Genomic DNA, 14,819 nt, shown 5'->3' on the forward strand with positions numbered 1-14,819 from the left:
AAGCCAATTATCTTATATCCATTTTCATTTAGTCTGATTTTCAGCCTCGTCGGTAGTGGCTGTCTTTTTTGTAGTCTTGTTCTTATTCTCAGCCGATTTAACCATCGTTTTTTCAGCAGCAAGGCTAAATACCTGTTCCAGATAAGCAATGTCACCCTTTCTGAAGGCTTTGAAAGAGGCTATCTCCACTACCCCGATTACTGTGTTGCCTTTTTTCAGGGGTACAATCAACAAGTTGTTGGGTGTCGTATCACCCAGGCCGGAAATTACCTTAATGTAGCCTTCCGGCACCTCGTTTATATTGACCAGTTTTCCTTCCTTGGCTACCTGCCCTGCCAGGCCTTCACCAAATTCATATCTTATTTCTTCACTTTCCGGTTTGTGGTAGGCATATGCGGCCATTAACTCGATGTATTTAATGTTTTTTTCTTTGGTAACAACATACAGCGCCCCCTGAACTGCTTCAATATGATTACAAATCTTGTTGAGTACATTATTGAGTTTTTGTTTGTTATCCTCTTTTTCAGCCAGCATAAGGTTAATCTGATCCAAATCCGCTCCCTGGAAAATTTCCTCAACCTCCTCCTCGTTCTCCACTTTTTCGGTTTGTTCCCGGGATTCTTTCTGCTGTTCGGGAAGGGTTTCGTTTTGAATGTCTGCTGTTCTATGGTTAAGCAGGAAAGTAATAATGGCCAGCAGCCCCAGCATAAAGACCGATGCTACCACTATGTTTAACTCGTTGAGAATAGGCTGGATGACCTCAAGCTCCTTCAGGTCAATAACAGTCGCCCGGTAAACTAAGTTTTCTGGCAGTTGATATAGCATCCAGGCTGTAACCAATATCCCCACAACAAAGAGGATGGTAAATATTGTTCCGGTTCTTTTCACTGACACCTTCATACTCATTTATAATTTTTGTCTAATTCAATTAAAAATTCGATGATTTCCTTTATTTTCAGGACATAATCTATCTTAGTCGCTTCCAGCGCAGACTCTGGCATGGTTTTGATCATGCATTCATTAGGATCCTGTACAATGGTTAGCCCCCCTCTTTCCTTTATAGCCTTCATTCCCAGGGCGCCGTCTTTATTGGCCCCGGATAACAGGATGCCGATTAATCGGCGTTTATAGTTGTACGCGGCCGTTTCAAGTGTAATATCTATAGAGGGTCTTGAATTATTGACCATATCCTCGGTACTCAAGGCAAAATTATTGCCCAGTTCTATAGATAAATGATAATTTGACGGTGCTAAATACACTTTTCCTCTTTTTAGTTTTTCTTTGTCATAAGGTTCGGTCACAGGTTTTGTACTTTTAATCGACAATGCCTCTACAAATCCGTTTCTCACGTGTTTAAGCCGATGGAGGCACATGATAACAGGGAGTTCGAAGTTATCAGGGATGCTGGACAAAATCTTAGTTATGCCCTGAAAGCTCCCTGCTGACCCACCCAGTACAATCGCTCTGTAAGTATTGTCTAATTTGTATTTACTCATTCCTAACCTTCAACTACTTTACAATACTTATTCCCTGATCTTTTTATAAATCTTTTCTTCATTGTTTACTACAATGAATTTATTGGCTATTTCACACCAGATAAGTGACTCTTTAGATCCTATAATAAGATACCCATACTTAAATAAACTTTCGTGCAGCTTTTTAAGCACATCGTTTTGCAAATTTTGATTAAAATAGATCATTACATTCCGGCACAGTACGAGGTCGAACTTATTAAAAATTCCACCCTGTACGAGGTCGTGTTTTCTGAATGATACATTTTCGACCAAAGCAGGATTCAGAACCGCATGACCATTCTGCTCTTTATAGTATTTTGATAAAGACGCCGAGCCTTGAAACCTTATATAGTTTTTTTCATTCAATTCCATGTTTTTTATTGGAATGGTCGCCTTTTTGGCTTTATTCAATATGGAATTGTCCAAATCCGTTGCTATTAATTTTACCTTGTCAGATATTCCCATTTCCCTTAATAAAATAGCCATTGAAAAAACCTCTTCACCTGAAGAACATCCGGCATGCCATACATTAATACTTTTGTGGTTTAGTAAGATGTTAGGAATTATATGGTCTCTGACCTCCCTCCAAAAAGAAGGATCCCTGAACATTTCAGTAACGTTGACAGTTATTTCGTTAACAACTTCTTCAACAAATGCTGGCTGTACCTTGATTTTATCTATCAAATTACTGACTGAGGTAAAGTTGTAAAGCTCCAGGATTCTGTTCACACGCCGCCTGAATGAAGACATGGCATAATTTGTGAAATCATATCCGTAGGCATCTTTTACCATCTGGGTTAACTTCTTTAAATCTGTAATTTCAATGTTGTGCATTATACAGTTTCTGTCATATCATTTAATGAATCACTATTGGTCTTCCTTCCCTCAAAACATATTTATTTCAATAGTTTTGAAATCCTGTCATAAAAACCCTATCTAGCCAGAATATCTTACAGTGTCGGTCGTTACGATATCATTTAGCTACTAGTCTTTTCTTTCAAATATTAAATCGATCTTTTGAATTCAAGCTGCTTGTTGTCGAGCCCTGAAGAAGATTAATTTATAATTTGTTTGTTTTTAATCACTGTTGAAAGTTATTATGGGTGTGTTTGACAAACAATCATAAACAGACGGTTTTATTACATTAGTAAAACATTGATGATTGTAATTCCTTTTTGGTGGTTCCTGCGGTGGCTGGCTGAAAATCTTAAGCCGGTCGAATACCTCACCTCGACCGTGTCAGGTCAGGCTATCGGGAGAAAACTTTAATGGTAGCAGGCTGTCACTATTATTCACAAGGTATAATGTATGATGGGGCCCCATCATTAAAACCCGGATGGGAATTTTACCCTTGGTTTCGTATTCACTAATGGCCTGACGACAACCGCCGCAGGGAGTAGCTGGTAAGAATTTTCCTTTTTTACCTTTTTGCGCCATAATGGCCATTCGTTTGACTGCATTTTTGGGGTATTGGCTGCTGGCTGCAAATAGTGCTACTCTTTCCGCACATAGCCCGGTTGGATATACGGCATTTTCCTGGTTGTTTCCGGTAACTATGATGTCGTTGTCCAATTGTACTGCTGCGCCGACATTAAAATCGGAGTAAGGCGCATAGGCGCTGTAGCTTGCTTCTTTGGCTTTTTGGATAAGTAACTGCCAGGCGTCATCCAAATCATTTTCAGATTCCACTACCTCAATTTTGATGTTGATTTCTAGCCTCTTATCCATATTTCAACATTTGGCTGGCTAAATTTAACACTATTTTATTTCTCCCGAATATTTTGCTGTAAAAAACTAAATGCCATAATTTGGCCCTCAAATTCAATATTAATGAAGAGAATATTATTATTGGGTGCCGGAAGGTCATCTGCGTCGCTGATTAAATATCTGGTTCAAAAGTTGAATCCGAATAACTGGGAACTGGTGGTGGGGGACTATGACCTGAACCTTGTCCGGCATAAGCTACCCTCCCATCCCCGTTTGAAGGGAATTCAATTTGATATTTTTGACGAACAACAAAAGGAAAAGGAAATAAGCGGGGCAGATATTGTCATCTCCATGTTACCGGCAGCATTTCATATCCACGTGGCTCGAGGTTGCCTTAAATTTGAAAAAAACCTGATTACGGCATCTTACGTGACCGATGATTTCAAAGAACTGGAAAAGGAGGTAAGCCAAAAGGGCTTGCTGTTTTTAATGGAATGCGGCCTGGATCCGGGAATAGACCACATGTCGGCCATGAAGGTAATAGACAATATTCGTAGTCGGGGTTACCGACTGGTAAATTTCGAAACCTTCACAGGAGGACTGATTGCCCCCGAATCGGAGGGTAGCAATCCCTGGAAATACAAGTTTACCTGGAATCCCAGAAATGTGGTAATGGCCGGCAATGGCACCGTGAAATTTATTCAGGAGGGCCGCTTTAAATATATTCCCTACCACCGGCTGTTTCGCAGAACGGAGATTGTTGAAATTCCTGGCTATGGACTGTTTGAAGGCTACGCCAACAGGGATTCGCTGAAGTACCTGGATGTTTACGGATTGAAAGGTATCAGAACACTTTACCGCGGAACTTTTCGTCGGACCGGCTACTGCCGTTCGTGGGATGTTTTTGTACAGTTGGGAGCTACCGATGACAGTTACAACATGGAGGGAGTAGGGAAGATGACACATCGTCAATTTATTAATTCGTTTTTATCTTACAATCCAAATGACTCGGTGGAGCTAAAACTGGCGCATTACCTGAATCTAGACCTGGAAGGGGAAGAAATGTTCAGGCTGAAATGGCTTGGCATGTTTGATGATGAACCGGTTGGGCTTGCAGAAGGAACACCGGCTCAGATTCTTGAACACATCCTGAAAAAGAAATGGGCGATTCAACCCGGTGATAAGGATATGATTGTTATGTGGCATAAATTTGATTTTATGGATGGGGATAAAATGCGTAAGATTCATTCATACATGGTGGTAAAAGGGGAAAATGCTGAAGATACTGCTATGGCAAAAACTGTAGGTTTGCCATTAGGCATTGCTGCAGAACTTATACTGAACAACAAAATCACTACCAAAGGTGTAAAAATTCCAATCAGTGAGGAAATCTATGACCCAATCCTCAGGGTTTTGGAATCGGAAGGTATAAAGGTTGTAGAGAATGCAATCAATACCTAAATGGGTTTTCAATTCAGGACAGGTTTATATGAATAAGGGCGGCAGCATGATAACAGATCAAATGGGAAATGAGGTAGCTATTCCGGTATCACCTCAAAGAATCATTTCCCTTGTTCCCTCCCAAACAGAATTATTGTTTGACCTGGGGTTGGAGAAAGAATTGGTCGGCATCACCAAGTTCTGCGTCCACCCACAGCCAAAAGTTCGAACCAAAATAAAAATTGGTGGCACCAAGAACTTTAATTTTGACCGGATCACTTCGCTAGACCCGGATTTGATCATTGGTAACAAGGAGGAAAATTATCGGGATGGGATAGAAAAATTAAAAACCCAATATCCTGTATGGATGAGCGATGTTCGCAATCTGCAAGACAATCATGCTATGATCATAGCTTTGGGGCAAATCAGTAATCGTTTATCCCGGGCCCGGCTCCTGACTGAAAATATTCGGCAAATGATCGACGCTTTTGAACCGGTAACTGCCAAAAGTGTACTCTACCTGATCTGGAAAAAACCTTATATGGCGGTTGGCACAGATACTTATATTAATGAAATCTTAAAACTTTGTGGCTTTGACAATGTGCTGCAAAATCAAACCAGGTACCCCGAGCTCGAAGCTGAACAAATAAAAGCCTTGAATCCCGAAGTAATCCTGTTGTCTTCCGAGCCCTTCCCATTCAAACCCCGTCACCTGGATGAGTTCAGGGCCATCTGTCCCCATGCCAATATTCTGTTGGTTGACGGCGAAATGTTTTCATGGTTTGGCAGCAGGTTGCTAAAAGCTATTCCATACTTCCAACAACTAAAAAACAAGCTTGTTAATTGACAATTCTCAATCCAAAACCCGCCATCACCATATGATCCCAAAACCCCGGATAAGATTTCTCCACCACCTCCGGGTCTTCTATAACCACATTTCCACTCGTCGCCAATGGAGCAAAGGCCATCGCCATGCGATGATCTTCATAAGTGGCAATGGTCAGGTCTTCAAATTTTCCGGCAGAAAGCGCGGGGATCACCTGCCACTGACCGGGGCTGATTTCTGTAAACTCCGCACCTGTTTTGGCCAATTCATTTTGTAGTGCCGCTATTCGGTCTGTTTCTTTGATTCTTAAACTTTCAAGACCAGTCATTGTACAATCGATTTGTTTGGCAGCACAGGTAACCGCCACGGTTTGTGCCAGGTCAGGACAATCACTAAAGTCGAAGTGTATGGCTTTTTGGTGCTCTTTTTTCGTTAGTGTCACCCCGTCTTTATCAAACCTGGCATGTACACCTAAAGGATCCATGATTTCTACTATGCGCTTGTCACCCTGCAATGAATTTTCCCGCAAGTTAAGGAGTTTGATTTCTGCCTTTTCGGCCAAGGCCACCATAGCGAACCAATAGCTGGCACCCGACCAGTCCGATTCAATGGTGTAAGTAGCCGGTTTATATGGCTGAGGATCCACGGTAATGATGTTGTTTTGCCATGCATAGCAGATACCGAAATGTTTCATCAATGCCAATGTCATTTCGATGTAAGGCCGGCTCATTATCTTGCCGGTTAAGTGTAACTTCAGACCGTTTTGAAGCACAGGGCTTATCATTAATAAGGCAGAAATGTATTGACTGCTCACATCTCCCCTGATTTCAAGTTCAGATGTTTTTTGTCCGGGAAAAAGTTTTAGCCGGATAGGCGGGTAACCCGGATCACCGAGATATTCTATTTCGGCACCAAGTGTTGCTAAGGCATCCACGAGTATTTTTACCGGACGTTGCTGCATTCTTTTTGTACCGGTCAATATTATGTTGCGTTCAGACAGCGCATGATAAGCGATCAGAAATCTCATGGTAGTACCTGCGTCCATGACGTCCAGCACTTCCTCTTTGCTGGTGAGCAGCCGCTGCATTGTACGGGTATCCCTTGCATCGGACAGGTTATTGATCCGGGCCGTTGGTTTACAGAAAGCGTTGATAATTAAGGCGCGGTTACTTTCGCTTTTTGAGGAGGAGAGCGGCACTTCCAGATAATTTAAATTTTTTGTGTGAAAAATTTTGCAACTTTTATGTGTTTTCAAACGTGTAATTAATTAATATTATACAAAGATTATATTTAATAAATCAAAGATTACGGTTCAAACCGGATTGATTTAGGTCCGGTGTTGAATTATTAAAGAATAAAAGTATGAAAAGCTCAGGTAAAATATTTCTGACATTCCTAGGAGGGGCCGCCGCCGGAGCTTTGGCAGGGATGCTGTTAGCTCCGGAAAGTGGCAAAAAAACCAGGGAATCATTGTCAAAAAAAGCGACAGATTTAAGGAAGAACCTGGAAGATAGTATTAGAATTCCCATATCTAGATCCAAGAATTTTACATTGTATTAAAAACGGATTTAATGCCGAATGAATTCTGTACATCCATTTTTTTATTTATGATGCTTTGCCAATGTTTCATTGTATTGGTTCAAAGCATGACAGATTTCCTCTTGTCCTAGCGTTATATCATAATTGGCTTTACCTATTTGTTTCAACAGGGTGCATTTGACGGTTGAACCGATATTTTTCTTGTCCTGCGTCGTAAGATGAGCAATGGCCTTGATATCTTCATGATAAATAGCTCTGGGGTTATAGAGATCGATCAGATACTCTATGATTTGATTGTAATGACTTTTATCCATTCCGTTTTTAAGCACGGAGAGATAGGACTCTGCGATCATCCCCACTGCAATAGCTTCGCCATGCAGCAATTGTTTATCCGCCTGATTCAGGTAAAAACTCTCCACGGCATGACCGACAGTATGTCCGAAGTTAAGTATTTTTCTCGCGCCCTGCTCTAATGGATCCTCATCCACAATCTTTTGCTTAATATCTACGGAATGTTTTATAATATCATACCAGGAGATATCGGATAATGATGATTGAATTAAAGAGGGCCACCCTTCCTGATCGCGAATCAGGTGATGTTTGATTACCTCGGCAAAACCTGATCGTAGCTGATCATAGGGCAGGGTGTCGAGAAATTGGTCACAGATAATTACCTGCTCCGGAAGTTTAAATAACCCTATATGGTTTTTCAACCCTTGAAAATCTATTCCCAATTTTCCTCCTACGCTTGCATCTACCTGGGCCAGCAAGGTGGTAGGTAAGTTGATAAAATCGATTCCTCTTTTGAAGGTGGCGGCACAAAACCCTCCCATATCTCCAATCACGCCCCCACCGAGATTAATCAGCAATGATTTTCGGTCGAACCTGGCTTCAGTAAGCTGATGCCAGATACTTTCACACGTTTTTAACGACTTGTTTTCTTCACCGCTCTCGATGGCTATTGCCAGGTGATCCGGTAGCAGGCCCCTGACCAGGGGATAGCAATGGATTTTGGTATTTTCATCCATTAAAATACCAACATTAGAAAAGGTTTTTTCATCAAAAAACGTCTTTAATGCTTCACCTAATTTCCTTGTAATGATAACCTCACCCGGTGCCATAATATCCTTTTTCAATAAGTTGGTTTTTTTATCTTTGCAACGGTAAAATATCGACTATGAAAGCAACTAAACCTGTTTCATTTGAGGATACCTCTGTAGCATTTTCTTCCAAATCAAATTATCGCCTGTTTAAGATGTATTTGTTATTCGGCGCTATGAATTTTAATAGGCTGGTAAAAATAGGCAATATTTTAATTAGTTTTTTTTTCAAAATCAGATTTCCTGTCAAGCCCATCATAAAATATACTTTTTTTGAACATTTCTGTGGGGGCGAGAACATTGTTGAAAGCGAAAAAACCATCCATGAACTGGCTGAATTCAACATCGGTGCGATCCTGGACTATTCTGTGGAAGGAGAGAAAACAGAGGAAGGGTTTGACAGAACAACTGCTGAAATTATCAAAACCATTAGAAAGTCTAAGGAGTCGGACAATATTCCTTTTTCTGTCTTCAAACCTTCGGGAATAGCTTCTGCTGACCTGTTGACAAAGGTTCAGAACGGAATGACTTTAACTGAACAGGAATGCCGGTCTTTTCAGTTGGCCAAAACCCGTGTGGAGAATATTTGCCGTGAAGCTCATGCATGTGATACAAGAATTTTGATAGATGGTGAAGAGTCCTGGATGCAGGATACCATTGATGATATTGTTTACGAAATGATGATCAGGTTTAACCGGGAAAAAGCTATTGTCTACAATACCTATCAAATGTACCGCCACGATATGTTGGATAATCTTAAATCAGCATTTTCAATGGTTTCGGAAAAGGGGGCTTTATTTGGGGCAAAGCTGGTAAGAGGGGCTTACATGGAAAAGGAAAGGGAAAGGGCCGCAGAAATGGGATACCCAAGTCCTATACAACCTGACAAAGCCTCTTCAGATCGTGATTATAATCTGGCCTTGAAGTTTTGCGTCGATAATTACGGCGTTATTAGCTTATGTTCCGGTACGCACAACGAATATAGTAACCAATATCTTACCGAATTAATGGAGGAAAAAAATATCGCCCCCCACGATCCTGGCATTTATTTCGCACAATTATATGGCATGAGCGACAATATCTCTTTCAACTTGTCCAAAGCAGGTTACAATGTTGTAAAATATGTTCCCTACGGGCCGGTGGAAGCGGTACTTCCCTACTTGTTCAGGCGGTCAGAGGAAAACTCATCAATAGCCGGTCAAACAAGCAGGGAATTTCAATACATCAAAAAGGAAATTAAACGACGTATAAAGCAAGAACGCTCAAAAACCTGAGCGTCCCTTGAATCCTTTGCTATTTGTCCTGCTTCAACCGGAGTGTACCCTTTTTATTCATGTTTGTGGTAGACCTTCGCTACTATCTTCCAGCCGCTGTCAAACTTTAGCAATGACAGATAATCAGTGTAAACCTTCTTTCCATCCTTCGAAAGCTCTATTTTGACAGAGGCCGAACCGCCAGTCACATCTACTGATACAAATTTATGTTCCCATTTGTTCTCTGCGGGATCAAAACCATCCTTTGCTTTTCTTTTTCTGACATTCTCTACCCAGTCCTTTATTAGATATTTTTGGATAGATTCACCTTTGGCAGAGAATATGGAGAAATCAGGATGAAAGCCTTTCGCCATGGCATCAGGGTCCAATGCATTGAAAGCGCCATTGATATAGGATTTTTCTATCAGGCTTTTTACCTCATTTTCTGCTTCGATATTGTGGTAGTGTTTAAAAGCAAAGAAGGGGATCAAAATCAAGATAGCAAAATAGGCATAGTTCTTAGTTTTCATGAGCATTAGGGTTGAGTTAATAATTAGTTTGGATAACCCATATTAACGTAAACAATGGTTGGCAGGTTGAAATGTTATCATCTTTTTAGAATCAGAAACTCCACACGCCTGTTTCTGGATCGGCCATCTTCAGAGTCATTACTGGCAATGGGCATACTCCGCCCGTACCCTTTGTAATAAATCCTGGTTGCCGGAATTCCCTTTTTCACCAGGTAATCGACCACCGCCTTGGCCCTTTGCCGGGAGAGGTTTTCATTGTAAACATCAGACCCGATAATATCGGTGTGTCCTTCAATAAGAATTTCCATCTCCACATTTTCCCACAGCAGATCAAACAACTTGTTCAGCTCGAAAAAGGATTCTGCCAAAAGGGTCGATTTATCAAACTCAAAATAAATGTTACTAAGTTCAATCTTATCTCCAACCGTCATCATCCCAAAGTATTCGTGGTTTAAGGGATCCCGGTGTACGAATACCGGTTCAGCTTCGGGGTTACTCTCCAGGCTATCTACGGGCACTACTTTTACGTCGTCAATGTAATAGTAGGCCATTTTCGGAAGAAATTTTTTGCGGAATATGTTGTTGAGCTTTGCGGATTTATTCTTTTTAACCCTTGTGGCGTCATCGTTGTCAAAATTTCCGATCGTTAACACATTTTCACCTCCCTTGGCGATAAAGGTTCCGGAGATTTTGGTCCATACCTTGTTGTTGTCTATGACCTCATGGCTGTCATGCCGGATTTGAGGCTTGAAATACCCAAATTGAATTTTTGGCCAGGTAAGTTCCGGTGTCTCATTGGTTAGCAACAACCCCAGGTTGGCAATCCCATAGTCACAATCTTCCACCAGGCTAACGTGAAATTCTGCATAGTATGTTTTTCCCTCTTCCAGGGGATAGGTTAAATAGGTTTGGATAAATTCCCTGTGATTATTTGAAAGTTCCCAGTTTTTCTTGTTCTCCTGATCAATAGTAAGGTAAGCAATCAAACCAGCATAAGCCTGACCACTTCTGGCATATTGATGACCAAAAGCATTGTTAGGAATCCCCATTCTGTGAGGGCTGGAACAGGAATGAAAATAATCCGGTGAGGGGTGATTGGTACCGCATGGCAGCCAGTGATCACATAGCACCAGCTCATCTAATCCCACGGGGCAGGCATTGTTTTCTTCAAAACTTCCATTCTGCACTAAATTCTGAGCCCTGACGTTAAAAGTAAAGATGATAATCAGCATTCCGAGTCCTGAAAACCATTTATCAGCGTACATAAAGACTTTGTAATAGAGTTTTTGTTAAAATTATGTTAGTTCAATCCAGGGTATATTAAATTTCATATAAAAAATTGAATTATTACTAATTATATATACTGATTCCGATGAATAAGTAAACGGTTTTTTTAAAATTTACCCATGAAATTTTTCATTTGCTTTCAAACCCTTGTTTTCTGCTTTCTGCTTATGGCAACCCATGGCTGCGGTAATCGGCATGAAAAGGAGGAAATTCAGGGTTTAATTGATAAAAACCTGGCCCGGGAGCCTCGTGCCGTCAATACCCTTTTGAGTATTAAATTTGGGGATTCACGGACTGGTTATCTGAAAAAAATGGATAGCCTTTATCAGCAAGGTATTATTCATTCGTTCGTTTCCGACCCGGCATTGGCTACGGGGCAGGATTTATCTTATTACAGGTATTATTATATATTTCCTGATAACGAAGCTGTAAAAAAAATCAAATGGATTTTTTCACCGGTATTTAAAAATAACCGGTTGATTGAACTGGAACTGATTACAAACCCGGTTTTAGAGCAATCACTGATGGAAAAATCCTTTGAATTAAACAAAGGGATATTAAAAAACATTATCGAAACATCGGAGGCAGTTATGGAAGATGCAGCTATTATTTACCGCATTACAAAAGCATACTTTATAAGCGTATATGGTACACCGGAATTTGTATCGGAAAACAGTGATATAAGTTACTGGTTTAGGGGAAACTGTGTCATAAGTGTTAGCAATAATATGACTATGGTAAAGGTAAAATTTAAAAATTCCGAGTTAAAATAGGATTATTTTTAATCAGCCAAAAACGCTTAAAAAATTCCGTCAGGAATTTGTAATAATCAGTGTGAAGGGCTTGAATTTTGCAGAATAAAGTTGTAATATTCATAGCCTTTTGGATTGGAGTCATTTTTTGATACAGGCGAGGTTTTCTAAGAATCTTTCAATTTTAGTCAAATGTTACCTGAGAAGGTTATGTTCCTGTTTTGGCTAATATTTATTTAAATAATATTGCATATTCGAGTTGTGATCGATATGAATTAATTATCGCTATTTTTTACACGGTCATAAAAAGTCATAATTGTTAATAAAAAACAAGTTATAAAATGAGTTTCAAAATAGGAGATGCTGTCAGATTAAAATCAGGGGGGCCAACTATGATTGTAAATTCAATCAAAGGAGACATTGTAAAATGTAATTGGATTGGTGTGAATCGCCAGTCATCCATTTGTATTCATTTTTTGGAAATATTTAAACCGAAAAACGCTATTGCCGGGCAAACTAACAAAATCAGTGCCTAAAGTTCCCAAATTTTTTCCAGACTTCTGGTGTTCAATTTTTTAGGTTAGTCCCACATTAAGACCAAATAATACGAAGTACATCCTGACATAACAGCGGTCGTTCGATTGCTGTACTCACAAATTATTCAGTAAATAATCGGTCATCATCCGGTACAGGTGAGAACGGGTCGTTTTGCCCTTTCTGATTCCATGTGCCCTGTCCGGATAATAAAAGGATTGAAACTGTTTGCCTGCTGCTATCAGGGCATCTTGCAGGTTTACAGCATTTTGAAAGTGGACATTGTCGTCTGCCGTACCATGGACCAGCAAAAAGTTACCTTTCAGTTTGCCGGCATGAGTGATCGGTGAATTATCATCATAACCTGCCGGATTATCCTGGGGTTTTTGTAAATACCTTTCGGTGTATATGGTATCGTAGTATCTCCAGGTGGTCACCGGTGCCACCGCAATGGCCGTTTTGAAATAATCCGCTCCTTTAAACAATACGAGGGAGGAAATGTATCCACCATAGCTCCATCCCCAGATTCCGATCCTTTCCTCATCGATAAACGACAGGTTGCCGAGGTACCTGGCGGCCTCTATATGATCTTCCGTCTCATATTTACCGAGCTGTTTATAAGTAACCTTCTGAAAAGCCACACCCCTCGATCCTGTGCCTCTGGAATCAACCACAGCCACTATGTATCCCAACTGCGTTAGCATTTGGTGCCAGTAAAAATGTGCTCCTCCCCAACCATTGGTAACATTCTGTGATCCCGGCCCGCTATACTGATAAAGCAATACCGGGTACTTTTTTTGTTCATCGAATTTGACCGGTTTCAGCAGGTAACCATGTAATTTTGTGTCTTCTCCGGTGTTAAAAGTAAAATATTCCTTCTTACTCAATGAAAATGTTTGTGTGGCCTCCTTTAGCTTTTCATTGGACTCAAGTATTCTGACCATTTTATTACCCCTGGTACTGAACAGCCTGACAGAAAGTGGTGTTTCGGAGTTGTGATGATAACTGAGGTAATGACTGAAATCACGGCTCATATTTATGTTGTGAATTCCGGCCTGTGCCGAAAGCCTGGTTTTTTTCTTGCCTGATAAATTGATCTTGTAAAAGTGTCTTTCCAGAGGGGAGGGTTCTGTGGAAATATAATAAATGGCTTTTGATGAACCATGCTCATCGATGCCGATAAAATTTTTTACTTCCCAATCACCACTGGTTATTTGCCTGACCAGTTGGCCTGTCATCGTGTATAGATACAGATGTTTAAAGCCGGATTTTTCACCCGAAATAATAAAATGCTTTTTATCGCTCAGGTAAGTTAAATCATCGGCTTCATCGATATCTACATAGGTGGGGTATGACTGGCTAAATGCGGTGGTAGATTGACCACTGTTTGCATCTACATGTAATATTTCCAATTTATTTTGTAATCGATTCAACCTGATAACCGATAAGATACCATCGGTTTTAGTCCACTTGACCCTGGGAATATAGATGTCTTTCTCTTCCCCGATGTCGGCATTCAGGGTTTTCAGGGTGGCCAAATCGTAAATATGAATGGTTACAATAGAATTTCGCTCCCCGGCCTTCGGGTATTTGTAACGATAATTTTCAGGATACAAAGCGCCCTCATTCCATTTTTGTAATACGTATTCTTTGACATGCCCCTCATCAAAACTGTAAAATGCCAACTTTGCGCTATTCGGAGACCAGAAAAATGCCTTGGTTAAACTCAGCTCTTCCTCATAGACCCAATCGCTGCTACCATTAATGATTTTTTGTTTCTCCCCATTATCGGTTACCTCAATTTCCTGCATATTGTCGAGTGTTACATAATAAAGGTTGTTATTTCTGGTGAAGCCCACCTTTGACCCGTCAGGTGAAAATGTGGCATATGCCTGTCGTCCGTTTTCCGAAAGCCTGGTGAGGGTTTGGGCGTTCAGATCATACATATAAAAATCCGCGGTATATGACCTTCTGTAGATCCCTTGCCTGTCAGTCATGAGTAAGAGCTTTGTTTCGTCATGACTGAACTCATAGTCATTGATTTTTCTTTGATCTTTGAAAGTACTGCCATCAAAAATCACTCTTTCTTCTTTTCCGGTTGTGATGTTAAATTGGGTTATTTTATTTTCTACAAGGGAGGTGTAATAATTGCCGTCATTCATCCAGTTAATTCCTCCAATGGCATTTTGCTTAAATGTTCCCTTTTCAGTAAAGTCTTCGATGGTTATTTTTTGCTGGCCAAAGCTCACCATACAGACAAAAAGTAAAATCGCCGGTAAAAATGTTTTCATGTTTGCTTATTACAATTATGTATTTTTTGTAATAAATATAACAAGA

Annotated in this window: 15 protein-coding genes; 6 read left to right on the forward strand and 9 right to left on the reverse strand. The window is 40.4% G+C overall.

What is annotated here, in order from left to right:
- Positions 1–24: 24 nt before the first annotated feature.
- The 4 genes from AC04NP_RS03235 to AC04NP_RS03250 form a co-directional block, all read right to left on the reverse strand.
- Positions 25–900 carry a GAF domain-containing protein gene (locus AC04NP_RS03235; RefSeq protein WP_482857955.1) on the reverse strand — a complete coding sequence of 292 codons (876 nt, stop codon included), beginning with the start codon at positions 898–900 and terminating at the stop codon, positions 25–27.
- Between the two features lie 2 nt (positions 901–902).
- Positions 903–1,496: a chemotaxis protein CheB gene (locus AC04NP_RS03240; protein ID WP_482857956.1), complete on the reverse strand. Its 594-nt coding sequence runs from the start codon at positions 1,494–1,496 to the stop codon at positions 903–905.
- Between the two features lie 27 nt (positions 1,497–1,523).
- Positions 1,524–2,348 carry a CheR family methyltransferase gene (locus tag AC04NP_RS03245; RefSeq protein ID WP_482857958.1) on the reverse strand — a complete coding sequence of 275 codons (825 nt, stop codon included), beginning with the start codon at positions 2,346–2,348 and terminating at the stop codon, positions 1,524–1,526.
- A gap of 405 nt (positions 2,349–2,753) precedes the next feature.
- Positions 2,754–3,242, reverse strand: coding sequence for a cytidine deaminase (locus AC04NP_RS03250; protein ID WP_482857960.1), 489 nt, complete (start codon positions 3,240–3,242; stop codon positions 2,754–2,756).
- Between the two features lie 102 nt (positions 3,243–3,344).
- Between AC04NP_RS03250 and AC04NP_RS03255 the strand changes: the two genes are divergently transcribed.
- Positions 3,345–4,682, forward strand: coding sequence for a saccharopine dehydrogenase family protein (locus tag AC04NP_RS03255; RefSeq protein WP_482857962.1), 1,338 nt, complete (start codon positions 3,345–3,347; stop codon positions 4,680–4,682).
- A gap of 46 nt (positions 4,683–4,728) precedes the next feature.
- The gene (locus AC04NP_RS03260; protein WP_482857963.1) at positions 4,729–5,508 is read left to right on the forward strand and encodes a helical backbone metal receptor; all 780 of its coding nucleotides are present in this window, start codon (positions 4,729–4,731) and stop codon (positions 5,506–5,508) included.
- Here the strand turns inward: AC04NP_RS03260 and aroA are convergent.
- Positions 5,501–6,742, reverse strand: a complete 1,242-nt coding sequence (gene aroA, locus AC04NP_RS03265) for a 3-phosphoshikimate 1-carboxyvinyltransferase (protein ID WP_482857964.1) — start codon at positions 6,740–6,742, stop codon at positions 5,501–5,503. The genes AC04NP_RS03260 and aroA overlap by 8 nt on opposite strands.
- Before the next feature lie 107 nt (positions 6,743–6,849).
- On the opposite strand from aroA, the gene AC04NP_RS03270 reads away from it, so the two are divergent.
- A complete protein-coding gene (locus tag AC04NP_RS03270) occupies positions 6,850–7,047 on the forward strand; it encodes a YtxH domain-containing protein (RefSeq protein WP_482857966.1) in 198 nt (65 codons plus the stop codon).
- 41 nt (positions 7,048–7,088) lie between these two features.
- Here the strand turns inward: AC04NP_RS03270 and aroB are convergent, their stop codons facing one another.
- On the reverse strand, positions 7,089–8,162 hold the full coding sequence (gene aroB / locus AC04NP_RS03275; RefSeq protein WP_482857967.1) for a 3-dehydroquinate synthase: 1,074 nt from the start codon (positions 8,160–8,162) through the stop codon (positions 7,089–7,091).
- A gap of 41 nt (positions 8,163–8,203) precedes the next feature.
- On the opposite strand from aroB, the gene AC04NP_RS03280 reads away from it, so the two are divergent.
- Entirely contained in the window at positions 8,204–9,400 is a 1,197-nt protein-coding gene (locus AC04NP_RS03280; RefSeq protein WP_482857968.1) for a proline dehydrogenase family protein, read from the forward strand.
- A 53-nt stretch (positions 9,401–9,453) separates the two neighbouring features.
- Here AC04NP_RS03280 and AC04NP_RS03285 read toward each other — a convergent pair whose 3' ends face one another.
- Together AC04NP_RS03285 and AC04NP_RS03290 are read right to left on the reverse strand one after the other, a co-directional pair.
- The gene (locus tag AC04NP_RS03285) at positions 9,454–9,909 is read right to left on the reverse strand and encodes a nuclear transport factor 2 family protein (RefSeq protein WP_482857969.1); all 456 of its coding nucleotides are present in this window, start codon (positions 9,907–9,909) and stop codon (positions 9,454–9,456) included.
- Between the two features lie 77 nt (positions 9,910–9,986).
- Entirely contained in the window at positions 9,987–11,174 is a 1,188-nt protein-coding gene (locus tag AC04NP_RS03290; RefSeq protein ID WP_482857971.1) for an OmpA family protein, read from the reverse strand.
- Between the two features lie 141 nt (positions 11,175–11,315).
- Between AC04NP_RS03290 and AC04NP_RS03295 the strand changes: the two genes are divergently transcribed.
- Together AC04NP_RS03295 and AC04NP_RS03300 are read left to right on the forward strand one after the other, a co-directional pair.
- Complete coding sequence (locus AC04NP_RS03295; RefSeq protein WP_482857972.1) at positions 11,316–11,969, forward strand: hypothetical protein; 654 nt, start codon at positions 11,316–11,318, stop codon at positions 11,967–11,969.
- 320 nt (positions 11,970–12,289) lie between these two features.
- Positions 12,290–12,484, forward strand: a complete 195-nt coding sequence (locus AC04NP_RS03300) for a DUF2158 domain-containing protein (protein WP_482857973.1) — start codon at positions 12,290–12,292, stop codon at positions 12,482–12,484.
- Positions 12,485–12,598: 114 nt separating this feature from the next.
- Here the strand turns inward: AC04NP_RS03300 and AC04NP_RS03305 are convergent, their stop codons facing one another.
- Positions 12,599–14,773 carry a S9 family peptidase gene (locus tag AC04NP_RS03305; RefSeq protein WP_482857974.1) on the reverse strand — a complete coding sequence of 725 codons (2,175 nt, stop codon included), beginning with the start codon at positions 14,771–14,773 and terminating at the stop codon, positions 12,599–12,601.
- Between the last annotated feature and the right edge of the window lie 46 nt (positions 14,774–14,819).

The sequence above is a fragment of the Agaribacillus sp. DX54 genome (assembly GCF_056858335.1).